The following is a 17186-nucleotide window of genomic DNA, read 5'->3' on the forward strand; positions in this document are numbered from 1 at the left end:
ATGCCGGGGCCGAAGGCCGGGTGTTCCCTTGCGGAACTGCTCTAGAAGGTAATGGGGGACGCGCGCTGGGCGGCGGGGCGGCTGAGACACCCCCACCAGTCCGTCGAGCGCCGGGAGGAGGTGGCGCGGGGCCAGCACCCGTTCGCCGTCGTGGTCGTGTGCATCGACTCCCGCGTCACCCCGGAGCTGATCTTCGACACCGGCATCGGCGACGCAGACCTGCATCTTGAACGCCAAGGGCGCGCCGACCGGCCGCCTGCGAGGCCGGGTGCCCGAAACCCCCGTCTGCACCGGTGTTCGCGGCGTGGTATACCGGGGCCCGCGACGAATACGAGTGCCGCCTCGCGGCGGCGGTCTGGCAGGGGGCACGGTGCAGGGCAGCAGACTCGCTTTGAACGCGGATCCCAACGGCCCGTTCCACGGCCCGCTCGCGCACGCCTACGCCTGCGCCGTCCACATCCAGGTCGCCAACGAGGCGGCGTGGAACAGCCCCGGCGGCTGCTCCTGCTGCACGCCCGAGCAGAAGCGGGAGGGACTGCGGGAGGACTGGGGGATCGAGTCCCCGGACGACTGGATGCAGCAGGCCGAGGCGCTGATCGGCGGCGACAGCAACGCGCCCGCTGCCACCCTGCTTGAGCTGCGGATGGTGGCTTCGCAGTCCATCGGCCGCCCCATCGACGCCGGGCTGTGGCGCGACGCCATCGCGCGGGTGTGCGAGAAGGGAGGGATGGACGACGCCGTCTACCAGCGGCTGATCGACCTGGCCGGGACCATCCTGGACTACGAGAAGCGGTTCACGGCCGACGGCCTGCTGCCGCCGGGCGGGATCGTCACCGCGACCAAGGCGTGGGACCTCGGCCGCGGCGCGAACATGGCGCGCTGGGGCGTGCAGTGCGGCTACACCGACATGCAGACGTCGCAGTGGTTCGCGATGCGCGCGAGCGAGCAGGCGCTCCGCTACTACACCACGTGGTGGGACTTCTCAGCGGGCTACATCCTGGGGCGCTGCCTGCATTTCGACCAGGGCGCCTTCAGCCACTGGTACACCACGCCCCTGGAGGTGCACCACCTCATGATGACGCACCCGCATAGCCCCTGGCTGAACCTGCCGTTCCGCGGCTGAGCACGCGAGGGCGCGGTCGGCGCGCGGGCGCGGATCCACGGGACTTCAGGCGCTGTCCGCCTTCACGAGCCCGAGGAGCTCCGCCCAGGCGGCGCCGGGGAAGTCCAGGTGCCCCGCAGCGGCGTCCTTCGAGTCGCGGACGGCGATGCCGGCATCCGGCCGGTCCGCGACCTCCACGCAGTTCTCCTTGAACGAGTAGCTCGACTTGCGGAAGTGGAGCCGCGCGGCTTCTGCAGGGAGGTCCATGGCGGCAGGATTCCCCCGACTCGGAGCCGGGAACCCTGCGCGGACCGACGAAGAAAGCTTCCATCGCGCGCCCGCCTGCGAAGCATTCCTTCATCCGCGCGGCAGCGGCCCGTCGCCGCCGCCGCAGGGACCGTAACAGCTTCCCGGGGATCGCGCGACCACGGGGCGTCAGGCCCGCCCGGTGCCCGGCGCCGCCGATCCGCCCGCGGATCCGCGGCCCGCACCCTTCCTCCGACCCGCCCGCGACCTGCGCGGAGCCGACCTGGGCGCGCTGTGTATCCGATACACGACCGAGTGTTTTTGGAAATAATGCTTCCAGATAGGTTGACGTCTCGGACGCCAACTCCTAGGTTTCTTAACACTTCAGGTGCGGATCCGAACACTGAGAGCGAATCCGGTCGGCATGCAACCCGGATTCGCGTCCATTCCCCGCTCACGGACGCGAGACGCCTGGAAGGAGCCCTCTTTCGTGAACGCTCCCCGACATCCCCGACACGCCCCCGGCGGACACCGCTTCAGCGGTGTCTTCCGCCGCTTCCCGCGGCTCTCCGCGGCCCTGGCCGGCGCAGCCGCGTTGTCCACCCTCGGCCTGGGCGCGGTCGCCGCACCGACTGTGCTGGACGGTTCCGAGCCCACCTCCGCCACCCCTGCCGCGGCGGACGGCCAGTGGCTCACCGGGTACTGGCACAACTTCTCCAACGGCTCGACAACGATGCCGATCAGCGAGGTGCCCTCCGCCTACAACCTCATCGCGGTGGCCTTCGCCGGCAACCAGGCCGGCAGCCCCGGCGGCATCACCTTCGACGTCGCCGACTCCGAACTGGGCGGCTACACCGACCAGCAGTTCAAGCAGGACGTGGCCGGCGTCCAGGCCGAGGGCCGCAAGGTGGTGCTGTCCATCGGCGGCCAGAACGGCCACGTGGACGTCACCAACTCCACCGAGGCCGCCAACTTCGCCGACTCCGCCTACGCCCTGATGCAGGAGTACGGGTTCGACGGGATCGACATCGACCTCGAACACGGCATGAACGCCCGGTACATGGAGGAGGCGCTCCGCTCGCTGCGGAACAAGGCCGGCTCGGACCTGATGATCACGATGGCGCCCCAGACCATCGACTTCCAGGCGCCCAGCTACGCCTACTACAAGCTCGCCCAGAACATCGGCGACATCCTGACCATCATCAACATGCAGTACTACAACTCCGGCTCCATGCTGGGCTGCGATGACCAGGTCTACTCGCAGGGCAGCGTGGACTTCCTGACGGCCCAGGCGTGCATTCAGCTGGAGCTGGGCCTGCGCCCCGACCAGGTGGGACTGGGGCTGCCCGCCACCCCCTCCGCGGCGGGCGGCGGCTACCAGTCGACCCACAACGTCATCCGGGCCCTGGACTGCCTCGAACAGGGGCGCAACTGCGGGTCCTTCACCCCGAGCCAGCCCTACGGGCCGATCGGCGGCGCGATGACGTGGTCGATCAACTGGGACGCCACGAACGGCTACGCCTTCGCCGACGCCCTCGGCGCGCGGCTGGGTACCGGCTGATCCGCAGGGCGGCGGCCGCCGTTCGGCCGCGCCCGCGCCGGCGTGTGAAGCGCAGGCGCACCGTCCGGCCCTGACCCCGCCGGAGAAGGTGGCCGGTCCCGGCAACTCCCCTCGCCGGGACCGGCCACCCGCGCGTTAAGGGCGGTCTCCCGTCACCGGCGAACCGGTCCGGGCGGCGCCCGCCGCCCGGACCGTCCTCTGTGCCAGGGTGCGGCGGAGTCCCCGAATCCCCTGCCGCCGCACCCGCGGCTCCCTCTGCCGAGCGGCACCGCTAGTCGTCGTCGGGCGGGGGCTGGGGGTAAGGGACCGGGTCGCACGGGGGCGGGTCGCCCTTGATGGAGCTGAAGGTCGACATGTGCGCCGCGCCTTCCCGCGGCACGACGTTCTCGATGACGAGCGTGTGATCGTCGGTCAGGTCCATGTCGACCTGCAGGTCCTTCAGCTCCGGCGACCCGGGCGACGCCTCGCGGCGCGCCACGCCGGCGAGCGGCTCCTCCGTTTCCGACGAGTCGTCGGCGGTCATCGTGCGCAGCATGCCCACCATGCCGTCGTACTTGCTGCTGACCGAGCAGGCCATGCCGACCTCGGGGTTTCTGACCTCGACGTTCACTCCGTGCTCCTCCAGGTCGGCCGCCAGCTCCCGCTGCTGCCCCTTGTCGAACGACATGTCGGCGAGCGTCAGCCGCACGCCGCCGTTGGACTTCTCCTCGATGGCGTAGGCGGGCGTCGCCGTCATTCCCGGCACCACCACGAACCCGGCCGCCACCGCGGCTCCCCCGGCCAGGGCCATACCGACCCGCGGGAGCGTCACCAGGCGCCGTGCGGCGGGCCGCCGCTCCGCGGCGCGCTCGGCCGCGTTGAGCGCGACCTCCTTCTTCAGCTCGGCGAGCAGCCGGTCCTCGAAGCGTTCGGTCTTGTCTGCGGTCATGCCTGTCCCCTCGCGTATGAAATCCCGACCGGGGCGTCCCCGGTCCGCGTGCTTTCGGCGGCGCGCGCGGTGTCAGCGCCGGGAGCGGTGTCAGCGGGAGAGGTCCCGGTCGGCGGCTCCTCCGCGGCCGGACCCCGCCGCGCGGCGGCCGCCAGCGCCTTGCGCGCCCGGTGCAGCCGCACCCGCGCGGTGACCTTGCGGATGCCGAGCGCCGCCGCGGCCTCGGTGACGCTGAGCTGGTCGACCGCGACGAGTTCGAGCACCTGGCGCTCGCCCTCGGGCAGCTCGGCCATCGAGCCCAGCAGTTCGCGCGCCCGGTCCTCGGCGTGGATCCGCTCCTCCATACGGGTGATGTCGTCGGAGTCCAGCAGCCTGCGGCCGGCCAGGCGGTTGCCGCTGTCGGCCTCGCGGGCCGCCCGCCTGCGCTCGGCCGCCACCACGTTGCGCGCGATCCCGAACAGCCAGGCCTCCTCCTCGCCCCTGTCGGGACGGTAGGAGTCCGCCGAGCGGATCGCCGCCAGGAACACGTCGGCCGTCAGGTCGGCGGCGGTGTGCGGGTCGTCGACCCGCCGCGCCACGAACCTGGTGATCCTCTCGACGTGGCGCCGGTAGAACTCCTCGAACCTGTCCGGGTCGCGCGCGGCTTCCCGGGGTCCCGCGCGTCTGCTTCTCTCACCTGCCACGTGGCGCCTCTCAGCATCCTGTATCGCGTTCCGCCTGCCTTCACGAGTACTTGGCGGACCGGGGACGAGGCGTTACCGGCCCAGGTCAGGACCGGCTGCGGAGGCCGAGGGTAGCCAGTGGGGCCGGCGGAGAGCGGACGGGGAGCGGCGGGGGCGCGGCGGGCGGGCGGCGGCGCGGTACGGCGCACCCCGCACACCCGAACCGGCCCCGGCCGGACGGCGCCGGGCGGGGCCGGACGAGGCGGCCGGGCGGGAGGTGAGGGGCGCGGGGTCAGACCACCGGCAGCCGCGTCCCGCGGATGCTCGCGGCCACACCGTCGTTGGCCTCGGCGATCTCGCGGCGCTCGGGCGGAACCGGCCCGTACAGGGTGGTGCGCTGGCGCAGCGGGCGGCCAGTGGGCTCGACCAGGGCGCGGATGTCGCCGATCGTCTTGAAGGAGCCGTTGTCGGAGCCGGCCATGCGGCTGATGGTCTCCTCCATCAACGTGCCGCCGACGTCGTTGACTCCGCCGGCGAGCAGCTGCCGGCAGGTGTCCTCGGCCAGCTTCACCCAGGAGCACTGGATGTTGTCGATCGAGCCGTGCAGCAGCAGTCGCGCCAGCGCGTGCACGGCCCGGTTCTCGCGGACGGTGGGGCCGGTCCGCGCCAGTCCGGCCAGGTAGATGGGCGCGCTGGTGTGCACGAACGGCAGCGGCACGAACTCGGTGAAGCCCGGGCGGCCGTTGCGCTCCAGTGAGCGCCGCTGCAGCGAGCGCAGCAGCTTGATGTGGGCCACCCAGTGCTCGGGCGTGTCCACGTGGCCGTACATCATCGTGGACGTGGTGGGGATGCCCAGGTCGTGCGCGGTCGTGACGACGTCGATCCACGCAGAGGCGGGCAGCTTGCCCTTGGTGAGTACCCAGCGGACGTCGTCGTCGAGGATCTCGGCGGCGGTTCCGGGCAGCGAGTCCACTCCGGCGTCCCGCGCCCGCTCCAGCCATCCTCGGACCGGCGAGTCGGTGCGCGCGGCGCCGTTGACCACCTCCATCGGGCTGAAGGCGTGCACGTGGATACCCGGCACGCGCTCTTTGACCGCGCGGGCGAGGTCGAAGTAGGCGGTGCCCGGCAGGTCGGGGTGGATGCCGCCCTGCATGCACACCTCGCTCGCCCCTGCCTCCCAGGCCTCGGCGGCGCGGTCGGCGACCTGGTCCAGGGAGAGGGTGTAGGCGTCGGCGTCGGTGCGGCGCTGGGCGAAGGCGCAGAACCGGCAGCCGGTGTAGCAGACGTTGGTGAAGTTGATGTTGCGGGTGACGACGAAGGTCACGTCGTCGCCGACCGTGTCGCGGCGCAGCGCGTCGGCGAGGCCCGCCAGTTCCTCCAGCTCGGGGCCGTGGGCGTGCAGCAGCGCCAGCGACTCCTCGTCGTCCAAGCCGGCCGGGTCGCGTTCGGCGTGCCTGAGGGCGTCGCGGATCTCGGGGTCGAACCGGCGCGGGGCGCCGACGCCCAGCTCGGGGCGGGGCAGACGCTCGCGCAGGCGCTCCCAGTCGCCGTAGACCGCGTCGAAGTCGCCGCGGCGGTCGGTGGTGCGGCCCTCGGTGTCGACGGCGGTGTGCAGGTCGGTGCGGCCGCTGGAAACCTGCTGGGGCTCGGGCTCCTGCCAGGGGCGGCCGACGACCTCGGCGTCCTCGCGGGCCAGGCCGGTTTCGGGATCGGCGAGCGCGGCGACGTGGCCGGCGACGCGCGGGTCCAGCCACGGCTCGCCCTGGCGGACGTACTCCGGGTAGACGGTCAGCCGCTCGCGCAGCCGGAATCCGGCCTCGGCGGTCCGGTCGGCGAGCGCGTCGATCTGCGGCCAGGGGCGCTCGGGGTTCACGTGGTCGGGAGTCAGCGGGGAGACGCCGCCCCAGTCGTCGATGCCGGCACGCAGCATGAGGCCGTACTCGTCGCCGATGAGGTTGGGCGGGGCCTGCACGCGCGCCTTGGCGCCCATCACCAGGCGGGTGACGGCGACGGTGGCGGCCAGCTCGGCCAGCTCCGCGTCGGGGCGGTGCATCATCGCGGTATCGGGTTTGGCCCGGAAGTTCTGCACGATGATCTCCTGGATCGCGCCGTACTCCCGGGCGGCCCGGCGCATGGCGAAGATCGAGTCGGCGCGCTCGGCCTTGGTCTCGCCGATCCCGATGAGGATGCCGGTGGTGAAGGGGACGGTGCAGCGGCCGGCGTCCTCCAGCACCCGCTGGCGCACCGCGGGATCCTTGTCGGGGCTGCCGTAGTGCGGCCGGCCGCGCTCGGTGAACAGCCGCTCGGAGGTGGTTTCCAGCATCATGCCCATGGACGGCGCCACGGGCTTGAGCCGCTGGAAGTCCGACCAGCTCAGCACGCCGGGGTTGAGGTGGGGCAGCAGACCGGTCTCCTCCAGGACCATGATCGCCATGGCGCGGACGTAGGAGAGCGTGTCCTCGTAGCCGCGCTCGTCCAGCCACCGCGCGGCCTGGTGCCAGCGGTCCTCGGGGCGGTCGCCGAGGGTGAACAGCGCCTCCTTGCATCCCATGGCGGCGCCTTGGCGGGCGATCTCCAGCACCTCGTCCGGCGAGAGGTAGGGGGACTCCAGGTGGCCGGGCGCGGTGGCGAAGGTGCAGTAGTGGCAGCGGTCGCGGCACAGCCGGGTCAGCGGGACGAACACCTTGCGGCTGTAGGTGACGACGCCGGGGCGCCCGGCGGCCTCCAGGCCGGCGTCGCGGACGCGGGCGGCGTGGCCGAGCAGGGCCTCCAGGTCGTCGCCGCGGGCGTGCAGCAGCACCTCGGCTTCGGCGGGGTCGAGGGTCTTTCCGTCGCGGGCCCGGGCCAGCGCTCGGCGCATGGCCGAGGGTGCGGGGGCGGATTCGGCGGTTTCGCTGTTCCGATGTCCGGCACGAGTCATGGTCGGCACGATACGGCGGCGCCTTTCCGGCGCTCAGGCCGCCCCGCCGGATGCGGCGCGGTGTGCCCGAGTCCACTCCCGGGCCCACTGCCGAACCCGTTCCCGGACCGCACGACTGGCGCGATCAATGGCTACTGGCTATAGTGCAAAGTGCACTAAGGAAGAACGCTCTAAAGGAGACTGCCATGCCGAGTCGCCGCGGGGCCCGTGACCTGACGGCGCTCACCGTGCTCGCGCTGCTGCGCACCGGGCCCAGCCACCCCTACGAACTGCACCGGATGATCACGCAGACGCACAGAGACTTCGTCACCGGCCTGCCGCGGAGCCTGTACCACGCGGTGGACCGGCTGGAGAAGGCCGAGTTCATCGCCCCGGTCGACACCGAGCGCGAAGGGCGCCGTCCTGAGCGGACCGTCTACGAGCTCACCGGCGAGGGGCGCCGGGAGCTGGCGGCGCGGCTGCGCTACCTGCTGGAGCGCCCCGACCCGGACACCTCCGTTTTCGTCGCGGCGGTGTCCTTCATGGGGTGCCTACCGGTGCAGGAGGCGCGCTACTGCCTCCAGGCCCGCGCGGCCGCCCTGGAGGCGGAGATCGCCGGAGGCGACGCGCACGCCGCCTCCCTGGGCCGGGAGCTGCCGAGGCTGCTGCTCCTGGAGAACGAGTACGTCGGAGCGCTGAGGCGGGCGGAGCTCGCCTGGGTGCGCGCGGTCGTCGCCGACATCGACTCCGGCACCCTGACCTGGCCCGACGACATCGCCGAACTGGCGAGGCGGCTGCCGGGAGGCGCCGCGCACGACACCGAAGCGAAAGGGGCACACGATGGATGACACCGAGTCCGTAGCCGCACTGCTCGACGGACTGGCCGCCGCATGGAACGCGGGCGACGCCGACGCCTACGGCGACTGCTTCACCGAGGACGCGACCTACATCGTCTACAACGGGATGCTGCTGAGCGGGCCCCGCGAGATCGCCGAGGCCCACCGCCATCTGTTCGCCGGGCTGCTGAAGGGATCGAGCCTGGGCGGGGTCGAGGCCGCGGCGCCCGCCATCAGACTCGTGGCTCCCGGCGTCGCCCACGTGATGGTGACGGGAGGAGTGCGGCTGGCCGGCCAGGAGGCCCCCGATCCCGCACGCGACTCCCGCATCACCTATCTCGCGGTGCGCCGCGGTCAGGCGTGGCGCTTCGCCGCGTTCCAGAACACCCGCCGCACAGCGGAGGGGGCGGGGGCGGGCCGCGGCGCGGCGTGACGCCCGGCGGGCCCGGCCGGGGCCGGCGGGCCGGCCCGCCTGTGCGGTTCAGGCGGCGTCCTCGCCCTTCTTGCGCGCGCGGACGAGCACGATGCTGCCGCGCGTGTTGGGACTGCGGGCGTCGCCCAGGGCGATCAGGGGAACCAGCGGGGCGGCGGCGTTGAAGCCGACCCGGCCACCGCGGGCGGATACCGACAGGTAGGTGCGTTCGGCCAGCGGACCGCGGAACTGGTAGCTGTGGCCGAGCACCTCCAGCCCCAGCGAGTCGAGCAGCGCGGTGAGCGACTCGTGGGTGTAGGTCCGCTTGACGTGGTAGCGGCGGCTGTGCGCGGCGAACAGGTGCGGCCAGCGCTCGCGCCGGGACAGGCAGTCGGCGGACATCACCAGCTCGCCGCCCGGCTTGAGCACCCGCGCCATCTCGCCGAGGGCGGCGGGTCCGTCGTCGAAGTGCTCGATGGCGCAGATCGAGAGCACCTTGTCCACCGAGGCCGCGCGCAGCGGCAGCCGCAGCGCGTCGCCCTCCACGAGCGCGGGCGCGTGGCTCAGCTTGGCGCCGCGCAGCATCTTGGTGCGCGCGAGGTCGACGGAGAGCGCGTTGGCGCCGCGCCGCCGGGCCCGGCCGGCCCAGTAGCCGTCGCCCCCGGCGACGTCCAGCACGGTCTGGCCGCGCAGGTCCGAGCCCAGCCAGCGAAGCAGCGCGTTGGCCTCGCGGTAGCGGCAGACATGGACCTGGTGACCGGCGAAGGCGACGACGTCTGGCATTCCCACGCGCCACAGCCTACGGGAACGCCGCACGACGCCCGCGCGCCCGCTGCGCGGGAGGAGCGGCCCCGGGCGGGAGCGTTCCGAGCACCGCCCAAGAAGACGCGGCGCCCCCGCGCTGCCGAGCTGCGGCGGTCGGCGCGCCCAGCGCGGGCTCGGCGCACGGTCCCGCCCGCATCAGCGATCTGTCAGGGGTGCGGCAGCGGCGGCGGTTAGCGTTCCGTCCATCGGCCGCCGGTCGGCGGCAGGCGCGGCGCTCGGCGCGGCGCGAGTCGAGGTGGAAGGGGGCCCGAATGCCGACGGCGACAGCGCCGCCCTGGGAGGCCGTCGTCGCAGGGGGCGACGACGCACCGGAACTCGCCGCGCGGGGGCGCGACGGCGCCGGGACTCCGCTGGTGCTCCTGCACGGTCTCGGGAGCACGCTGGAGGAATGGGAGCCGGTGGCCGAGCTGCTCGCGCCGCGGCACGCGGTCGTCACCTACGACCTGCGCGGACACGGGCACTCCGCCGACGGCGACTGGACCGTCGAGGGCCACGTCGCCGACCTGGCGCGGGTGATCGACCGGTTCGCGCTGCGCACCCCGGTCGTCGCCGGCCACGGCCTCGGCGGCGTCGCGGCCACCCTGCTCGCCACGCGTCGCGGCGACCTCTCCGCGGCGGTGACCGTCGACGGGTTCTGCCTGCCCGGCGCGGGCCTGGTCGCCGAGCACCTGGGGCTCGGCGCGGAGGAGGCCGAGGCCAACGCGGCGGCCGCCGACGCTTTCGCCGTGGACCAGATGTCCGCGGCCTGCTCGCCGATGCCCGCCGAGGTCTTCGACCGGTTGCTGACGAGCTACCGCGCCGGCGCCTTCGGCCTGCCCGGCGCGGTGCTGCAGGCCACGACCAGGCGCGCGGCGGTGCACGACGACCGCCTGGTGTTCCTGCGCCCGGGCCCGCGCGCCACGCGCGCGCTGTGGGCCGACCTCGCCTCCTACGACACCGACGCCCTGGCCGCCCGCCTGCGCGTTCCTGCCTTGGCCCTGGTCGCCGACCGCCCCCTCCCGCCGATCCCCGGCGCACCGGTCCGCTTCGGCGAGATCGTCGCCGCCCACACCGCCCACGAGCTCGCCTCCCGGTTCCCCTGCCGCACTCCCCGGCGCCTGGACGCCCCGTTCCCGGCCCACGTCAGCGCCCCGGCGGCGGTGGCCCGGGAGATCGAGGAGTTCCTCGACGGGCTCGAAAGCCGAGCCGCGGCCGGTCCCCCGCGGAACCCCCCGGGCGCCGCCCCGTCGGCGGCCCCGCCCCGGCAGCGCACCGCCCGCGGAGGCTCAGCTCTTCCCCCACTGTGAACAGGGGCAACAGGCGCGCAGGGCGGCGGAGGGCCGGTCCCGCAAGGCGTTCCGTCGACGCCCGCGGTCGGCGGAGCGGCGGGTGGGCGCTCCGGGACTAGGCTGGCGGGGTGCTGAACCGCCTTCGCTCCAACCGGTGGATGCGCCTGGCCGTCGTCCTGGTCGTGCTGGCGTGCGCCGGGGTCGCGCTGTACAGCCGGTGGGGCGAGGCGCGCGACGCGTTGGCGGCGCTGTCGCCGTGGGCGGTGGGCGGATCGCTGGCGGCTGCGCTGGCGGGGCTCGGGGCGCAGATGATGGCCTGGCGCGCGGTACTGGCCGACCTCGGCTCCCGCCTGCCGGTGGGCACCGCCGCGCGTGTGATGTTCCTGGGACAGCTCGGTAAGTACCTGCCCGGTTCGGTGTGGGCGTTCGTCGCCCAGGTCGAGCTGGCCCGCGACCACGAGGTGGCGAGGCAGCGCGGGATCGCGGCGACCGTGCTGGCGGTCGCGGTGACGCTCACCGTCAACCTGGCGGTCGCCGCCGCCACGCTGCCGTTCGTCAGCGCCGAGGCCGCGCGCCGGTGGTGGTGGGTGCTGGTGCTGGCGCCGGTGCTGCTGGCGCTGCTGTATCCGCGGGCCGTCACGGCGCTGATCCACACGGCCACGCGGGTGACACACCGCTTCCGGCACGTCCTCGGCCCCAGGACAGCAAGGCGCCGAGCGGGCGAGGCGGAGGCCGGCGGCTCCCGCGGCGGGACGCGGGCTTCGGACGGCGAAGCGAACGCGACGCCGCTTCCGGCGAACACTCAGCTGGAGCGCGTCTCCGGGCGCGGGATGGCCGGTGCGCTGGCCTGGTCGCTGGCCGCATGGGTGCCGTTGTCGCTGCACGTGTGGGCGCTGGTCGCGGCGGCGGGAGGCGGGCAGGACGCCCGCGCGCTGCCGGCCGCCGCCGGGGCCTACGCACTGGCCTGGACGCTCGGCGTGCTGGTGGTCTTCGCCCCCGCAGGGCTGGGCGTGCGCGAGTTGGTGCTGGTGGTGGGCCTGGCACCGGTACTCGACACCGGCTCCGCGCTGGTCGTCGCCGCCCTCTCCCGGTTGATCATGACCGCCGCGGACCTGCTGTGGGCCGGCGGCGCGCTCCTCGCCACGCGGTCGGCCGCGACGGCGCGCCCGGACCCTCCGGCAGCGGGCGGGCGGAGCAGCACCGGCGGCGGGATCGGCGACGGAGGCGGCGACCAGGTCGCCGGCTGACGGAACCCCGCGCGGCCGCCCTCGCCGACGAGAGCGGTGATGTCGGACCGCCGCCGCGCCGCCCGCATGCCGCGCCGCCTACACGCCGCTCGATGCGCACCGCCCGCAATCCCCGTCTGCACCGGCGGCCCGGCTCTAGAACCCCCGCTTCGGCCAAGGCGCGCCGCGCATCGTCGGGCGCTGTGCGGCTACACCTCCGGCGGCGCCATGCTGCCGCCGTCCACGCGCGCCGACGAGTCGTCGCCGCCCGCGGTTTCTCCGCTGCGCAGCGGCGGCACCCAGCCCGCCTCGGGGTCGTAGCGGCGCACCACCTTGCCGGGGATCCCCGCGACGACGCTGTGGTCCGGATAGTCGCCGGGCCGCACCACCGAACTGGCCGCCACCACGCAGTTGCGCCCCAGCCGCACACCGGGCAGCACGACCGCGTTGGCGCCTATCCAGGTGCCGTCGCCGATACGCACGGGGTCGTCGGCCGGCCACTGGCGGCCCACCGGGACGTCCACATCGGCGTAGACGTGGTTCTGGTCCGTTATGTAGACGTAGGGACCGGTGAACACGTCGTCGCCCAGCTCGATCGAGCGGTGGGCGACCACGTGCGACCCGCGCCCGATCGTGCACCCGTCGCCGATGCGGATGAGCGGACCCGCCGAGTCCAGCCGCTGGCCGGGCACCATGCCGGCGGTGAGCGTGATGTCGGCGCCCACCAGCGTGTGCGCGCCGATCGCGATCCACGGCTCACCGAAGACCGTCGCGGGAGGGAAGGCGATGGAGGTACCGGCCCCGTATCCGGCGAACCTGCGCGCGGCGCGCGAACCGAAACGGATGTCGGCATGGCGCCGCGCCCACGACCACAGCCCGCGCAGCAACCAGGACACCAGTCGTGACACCCGTATCCCCAAATCTACTGGTCGGTAATGAGGAGGTGTCCAGATTATGCACGACCGTGCCGGAGGAGAAACCGCACCCCTGGCGCTACTCCCGTGGTGCTGCAGCGGGGCTGCAGCGAGGGTGCTGCAGCTGTGCTGTTGCAGCGAGGGGCTCGCCGGACGGGCGCGGGTGGAGGGATCGTGGAGGTGGGGGTGGCAGCTTCGGCGGATAGCTGATCCCGCGCCCACCGGAACGCGTGCTTACCGGTGGCCCACGCGACAAGGCAGCAACGGCGGCGGATGGTCGAGCCCCAGCCCATCGCTTCGGGTGCCCGCCGGTGGCCCACGCGACGGGGCGGCGAGGACGGCGGATGGTGGCGCCTCAGCTTGTCGGTTCGGGTGCCCGCCGGCGACCCACGCGACGGGGCAGCGAAGACAGTGGATGGCTGACCCTGCCCACCGGTATCGGTGCTCGCCGGTGACCCACGCGACGAGGCAGCAACGGCCGCGGACGGCCAGGTCCGGCGGCTACCGGTTCGGACGCCCGCCAGTGGCCCAGGCGACGAGGCGGCGAGACAGTAGTCGACCGAGAGCTGACGCAGCTCAGCCTCGCCCAGTCGCCATCCGTCGCACCGGATGGCACGCGACGAGGACGAATCGGGCATTCGGGACGGGCAAGCGTCCGCGCCATACAACGAGACCACTCAAATGCACGCGGCGACACCCTGACACTTCTCCGCACCCCTCCACGAAAGGAAATTCATAACCGAATGCCCGAAATACACCCCCACCCGAACACCCTTCACCGGCAGCGATGTCCACGAAACCCACCAAATACATGCCCCTGAGGTCTCGAAGAGCGAATTTGGGCACTCTCGTGCCCGAATGGCAGTTCGCGGCGACCACAGAGAAAGGCAAATCGGGCAAATTACCCTTGAATATTCCACATTTCGAAAACCAGGAGAAGGGGAGACGTTGCCGTGCTGGTTCGTTTCGACTCGCGAATCCTGCGCGGCCTATCGGGCCACCGAAATGCCCGAAATGACCCATCCAGCGACAATAGCCGCCGCCAATCCGCTGCTCTCGTCGCGTGGATCACCGGCGAGCACCCGAACCGATGAGCCGGGCCCGGCCCTCCGCGGCCCCCGCCGCCCCGTCACACGGGCCACCGGCGGGCACCCGAACCGATGAGCCGGCGCCCAGCCATCCGCCGCCCCCGCCGCCTCGTCACACGGGCCACCGGCGGGCACCCGAACCGGTAACTGCCGGCCTCGGCCACCCGCCGGCCTCCCCTACCGCGAATCCTCTACCGCATCCTCTTCCTCACGCCACAAGGCCCCAGCCTCAGCCTCGCTCTGGACCCTGGCCTCGTTGCCCTGCACCTCAGCCTCGCCCTCGCTGCCCTGCACCCCATCCGGCTCACCCCGACAAATGGGTCAGGATGTCCTGGCGGGTCAGCACGCCCGACGGCTTGCCTTCCATCAGCACGACAACCGCACCTGCCTGCTGTAGCAGCTCAACGCACCGGCTGACCGGCTCTCCGGAGCCGACGACCGGCAGCGCCGCGCCCATGTGCTGCTCGACCGGCTCCTCCAGCCGCGCCCGCTCGTGGAACAGCGCGTCGAGCACGTCGCGCTCGGCGATGGCGCCCACGACCTCGGCGGCCATGACCGGCGGCTCCTCCTTCATCACGGGAAGCTGGGAGACGCCGTACTCGCGCATGATCGACACGGCCGTGCCCACCGTCTCGTGCGGGTGGATGTGCACGAACTCCGGGAGCTCACTGCCCTTGGCGGACAGTACGTCGCCGGCGGTGGGCTCGCCGGTCTCCTCGGTGAGGAAGCCGAAGTCGGCCATCCACTCGTCGTTGAAGATCTTGCCGAGGTAGCCGCGGCCGCCGTCCGGCAGCAGGACCACGATGACGTCGTCGGGGCCGGCGCGCTCGGCCACGCGCAGTGCGGCGACCACCGCGGTTCCGCAGGAGCCGCCCACCAGCAGCGTCTCGTCGCGGGCCAGGCGGCGGGTCATCAGGAACGACTCCTTGTCGCTGACCGCGATGACCTCGTCGCAGATCGAGGGGTCGTAGGTCTCGGGCCAGATGTCCTCGCCCACGCCCTCCACGAGGTAGGGCCGCCCGCTGCCGCCGGAGTACACGGAGCCCTCCGGGTCGGCGCCGATCACCTTGACGCGGCCGCCGGAGACCTCCTTGAGGTAGCGCCCCGCGCCGGTGATGGTGCCGCCGGTGCCGATTCCGGCCACGAAGTGGGTGACGCGGCCTTCGGTCTGCTCCCAGATCTCCGGGCCGGTGGAGCGGTAGTGCGACTCGGGGTTGGCCTGGTTGGCGTACTGGTTGGGCTTCCACGCCCCCGGGATGGTCTGGGCCATGCGGTCCGAGACGGAGTAGTAGGAGTCCGGGTGGTCCGGCGCGACGGTGGTCGGGCAGACCACCACCTCGGCGCCGTAGGCCCGCAGCACCGCCAGCTTGTCGTTGCCCACCTTGTCGGGGCAGATGAAGACGCAGCGGTAGCCCTTCTCGGCGGCCACGATCGCCAATCCCACGCCGGTGTTGCCGGAGGTGGGCTCGACGATGGTGCCTCCGGGGCGCAGCGCCCCGCTCTTCTCGGCCTCCTCGACCATGCGCAGCGCGATCCGGTCCTTGACCGAGCCGCCCGGGTTGAAGTACTCGACCTTGGCCAGAACCGCCGGCGCGGCTCCGCCGACGACCTTGTGCAACCGCAGCAGGGGGGTGTCCCCTACGAGGTCGATCAGGGTGTTGTGCACCCGCATTGCTGAGCCCCTCTCACGTTCAGCACCGTCGCTGAGGGCCGCCGGGCCCGGTCGGGGCCGGACGGCCGCTGCCCCGACTGTAACCGGCGCCACCTCCGCGCGCCCCGCCCACCAGGGACATCGATGCCGTTCTGCGCTTCCGCGGCGGCGGAGCGGCCGACTACCCCGCTGAAGGAGCGGTGACACCCCGAAGGCCCCGCGGCGCACGGGATGTGAACCCCTCCGCGAGTGGGAACACCGGCAGACAGTAGGCCGTTTCCTCGGGTACGGACGCCCGCCGAGGAGGCGCCCGCCGCGCGGTGCCCGCCGCTCGCACCGCCCGGGGGCCCGCCTTCCGACGGGCCCGACAACTGACAGTGCGTTGCAGGGAGGCGGATATGGTTCTGCGCGCCGCTCGTGCCAGGCGTATCGCCACGGCCACCGCGTTCGGAGGGGGCGGGCTGACGCTGCTGGGGGCCTCGACCGTCGGCCTGCTCTACCTGCAGGCGCGCCTCGCGGTGAAGGCGGTGGGCTTCACCGAGTGGAAGGCGCCCCGGGTCAACGGCGTCTACGGCCACGGCGAGGGCGAGCCGATCGCCTTCGCGATGATGGGCGACTCCACGGCGGTGGGCTTCGCCGTCGCCGACGCCTCTGAGACGCCGGGCAGCATGCTCGCCTCGGGCATCGCGGCGGTGGCCGACCGCCCGGTGCGGCTGCGCAGGGTGGCGCGGGTCGGCGCCACCTCCGCCGACCTGCCGACGCAGATGGAGAAGCTGCGCAACCGGCCGCCCGACCTCGCGGTGATCTTCATCGGCGCCAACGACGTCATCCACCGCCTGCGGCCCGCGGACTCCGTGCGCCACCTGCGCGACGTGGTGCGCGAACTCGTCGGGGCGGGCACCGCCGTGGTGGTGGGGACCTGCCCGGACCTGGGCACCGTCCAGCCGATCGGGCAGCCGCTGCGCTCCATCGCGCGCCGCGCGTCGCGCCAGCTCGCCGCGGCTCAGACGATCGGCGTGGTCGAGGAGGGCGGCCGGACGGTCGCGTTGAGCGACCTGCTCGCCTCCGACTTTCTGGCCCGGCCGCACGAGCTTTTCGGACCGGACCGGTTCCACCCCTCCGCCGAGGGGTACGCGTACTCCGCCGCCGCGGTGCTGCCGTCGGCGTGCGCGGCGCTGGGCCTGCTTCCGGAGCCGGCGCTGGAGCCCGACGCGGCGCCCGACGAGGACGTGCTCCCGGTGCACCGGGCCGCGGCCGAAGCGGCTGAGGAGGCCGGCAGCGAGGTCAGCCGCGCCGGCGAGGGCCAGCGCGCGCGGGGGCAGCGGGGCCGCTGGGCCGCGCTCCTGCGGCGGCCGTGGAACCTGCGCTCGGGCGAGGGCGCCGAGGACGACCAGGCGGTCGCGGAGCAGGTCGGCGACGGTAGCGCCGCTGCCGCGGCGGGTAGCGGCCGGGGAGCGCCCGGCAATACGGCCCCGGAGGTGAGCGAAGGCTCCGCGACAGGTTAACGTCGGGTATCACAGCGACCGACCTACTGGTCGGTAACCGCCTCGTACCAGAAAGGCCGCGGA

Annotated in this window: 15 protein-coding genes; 7 read left to right on the forward strand and 8 right to left on the reverse strand. The window is 73.2% G+C overall.

Going from position 1 to position 17186, the window contains the following annotated elements; all coding sequences use genetic code 11:
- On the reverse strand, positions 1–237 hold a 237-nt coding region (locus ABEA15_RS21045), incomplete at its 3' end, for a hypothetical protein (RefSeq protein WP_345558479.1).
- Between the two features lie 154 nt (positions 238–391).
- On the opposite strand from ABEA15_RS21045, the gene ABEA15_RS21050 reads away from it, so the two are divergent.
- Entirely contained in the window at positions 392–1123 is a 732-nt protein-coding gene (locus tag ABEA15_RS21050) for a DUF1266 domain-containing protein (protein WP_345558481.1), read from the forward strand.
- 45 nt (positions 1124–1168) lie between these two features.
- Here the strand turns inward: ABEA15_RS21050 and ABEA15_RS21055 are convergent, their stop codons facing one another.
- Positions 1169–1369, reverse strand: a complete 201-nt coding sequence (locus ABEA15_RS21055; protein ID WP_345558483.1) for a DUF397 domain-containing protein — start codon at positions 1367–1369, stop codon at positions 1169–1171.
- A gap of 556 nt (positions 1370–1925) precedes the next feature.
- Here ABEA15_RS21055 and ABEA15_RS21060 point away from each other — a divergent pair.
- A complete protein-coding gene (locus tag ABEA15_RS21060) occupies positions 1926–2909 on the forward strand; it encodes a chitinase (RefSeq protein WP_386699609.1) in 984 nt (327 codons plus the stop codon).
- 271 nt (positions 2910–3180) lie between these two features.
- Here the strand turns inward: ABEA15_RS21060 and ABEA15_RS21065 are convergent, their stop codons facing one another.
- The 3 genes from ABEA15_RS21065 to ABEA15_RS21075 all read right to left on the reverse strand — a co-directional run bounded on the left by ABEA15_RS21065 (position 3181) and on the right by ABEA15_RS21075 (position 7419).
- Entirely contained in the window at positions 3181–3837 is a 657-nt protein-coding gene (locus ABEA15_RS21065; RefSeq protein ID WP_345558485.1) for a hypothetical protein, read from the reverse strand.
- The gene (locus ABEA15_RS21070) at positions 3834–4520 is read right to left on the reverse strand and encodes an RNA polymerase sigma factor (RefSeq protein WP_345558487.1); all 687 of its coding nucleotides are present in this window, start codon (positions 4518–4520) and stop codon (positions 3834–3836) included. Before ABEA15_RS21070 ends, ABEA15_RS21065 begins: the two co-directional genes overlap by 4 nt.
- 271 nt (positions 4521–4791) lie before the next feature.
- A complete protein-coding gene (locus tag ABEA15_RS21075; RefSeq protein WP_345558489.1) occupies positions 4792–7419 on the reverse strand; it encodes a bifunctional FO biosynthesis protein CofGH in 2628 nt (875 codons plus the stop codon).
- A gap of 185 nt (positions 7420–7604) precedes the next feature.
- Here ABEA15_RS21075 and ABEA15_RS21080 point away from each other — a divergent pair, with 185 nt between their 5' ends.
- Positions 7605–8246, forward strand: a complete 642-nt coding sequence (locus ABEA15_RS21080; protein WP_345558491.1) for a PadR family transcriptional regulator — start codon at positions 7605–7607, stop codon at positions 8244–8246.
- Positions 8239–8667, forward strand: coding sequence for an SgcJ/EcaC family oxidoreductase (locus ABEA15_RS21085; protein ID WP_345558493.1), 429 nt, complete (start codon positions 8239–8241; stop codon positions 8665–8667). The genes ABEA15_RS21080 and ABEA15_RS21085 overlap by 8 nt, the downstream gene beginning before the upstream one ends.
- Before the next feature lie 48 nt (positions 8668–8715).
- Here the strand turns inward: ABEA15_RS21085 and ABEA15_RS21090 are convergent, their stop codons facing one another.
- Entirely contained in the window at positions 8716–9429 is a 714-nt protein-coding gene (locus ABEA15_RS21090; protein ID WP_344142456.1) for a class I SAM-dependent methyltransferase, read from the reverse strand.
- A 293-nt stretch (positions 9430–9722) separates the two neighbouring features.
- Between ABEA15_RS21090 and ABEA15_RS21095 the strand changes: the two genes are divergently transcribed.
- Together ABEA15_RS21095 and ABEA15_RS21100 are read left to right on the forward strand one after the other, a co-directional pair.
- Positions 9723–10757, forward strand: coding sequence for an alpha/beta fold hydrolase (locus tag ABEA15_RS21095; protein ID WP_345558495.1), 1035 nt, complete (start codon positions 9723–9725; stop codon positions 10755–10757).
- A 110-nt stretch (positions 10758–10867) separates the two neighbouring features.
- Positions 10868–11986 carry a lysylphosphatidylglycerol synthase domain-containing protein gene (locus ABEA15_RS21100; RefSeq protein WP_345558497.1) on the forward strand — a complete coding sequence of 373 codons (1119 nt, stop codon included), beginning with the start codon at positions 10868–10870 and terminating at the stop codon, positions 11984–11986.
- Positions 11987–12174: 188 nt separating this feature from the next.
- On the opposite strand, the gene ABEA15_RS21105 is transcribed toward ABEA15_RS21100, so the two are convergent.
- Together ABEA15_RS21105 and ABEA15_RS21110 are read right to left on the reverse strand one after the other, a co-directional pair.
- The gene (locus ABEA15_RS21105) at positions 12175–12873 is read right to left on the reverse strand and encodes an acyltransferase (RefSeq protein ID WP_345558499.1); all 699 of its coding nucleotides are present in this window, start codon (positions 12871–12873) and stop codon (positions 12175–12177) included.
- 1398 nt (positions 12874–14271) lie between these two features.
- A complete protein-coding gene (locus tag ABEA15_RS21110) occupies positions 14272–15639 on the reverse strand; it encodes a cystathionine beta-synthase (RefSeq protein WP_344142339.1) in 1368 nt (455 codons plus the stop codon).
- A gap of 377 nt (positions 15640–16016) precedes the next feature.
- On the opposite strand from ABEA15_RS21110, the gene ABEA15_RS21115 reads away from it, so the two are divergent.
- Positions 16017–17123 (forward strand): SGNH/GDSL hydrolase family protein, encoded by a 1107-nt coding sequence (locus ABEA15_RS21115; protein WP_345558501.1) that lies wholly within the window; start codon positions 16017–16019, stop codon positions 17121–17123.
- Positions 17124–17186: the final 63 nt, after the last annotated feature.

The sequence above is a fragment of the Streptomonospora halophila genome, assembly GCF_039542725.1.
In the GTDB taxonomy this organism is placed as follows: Bacteria; Actinomycetota; Actinomycetes; order Streptosporangiales; family Streptosporangiaceae; genus Streptomonospora; species Streptomonospora halophila.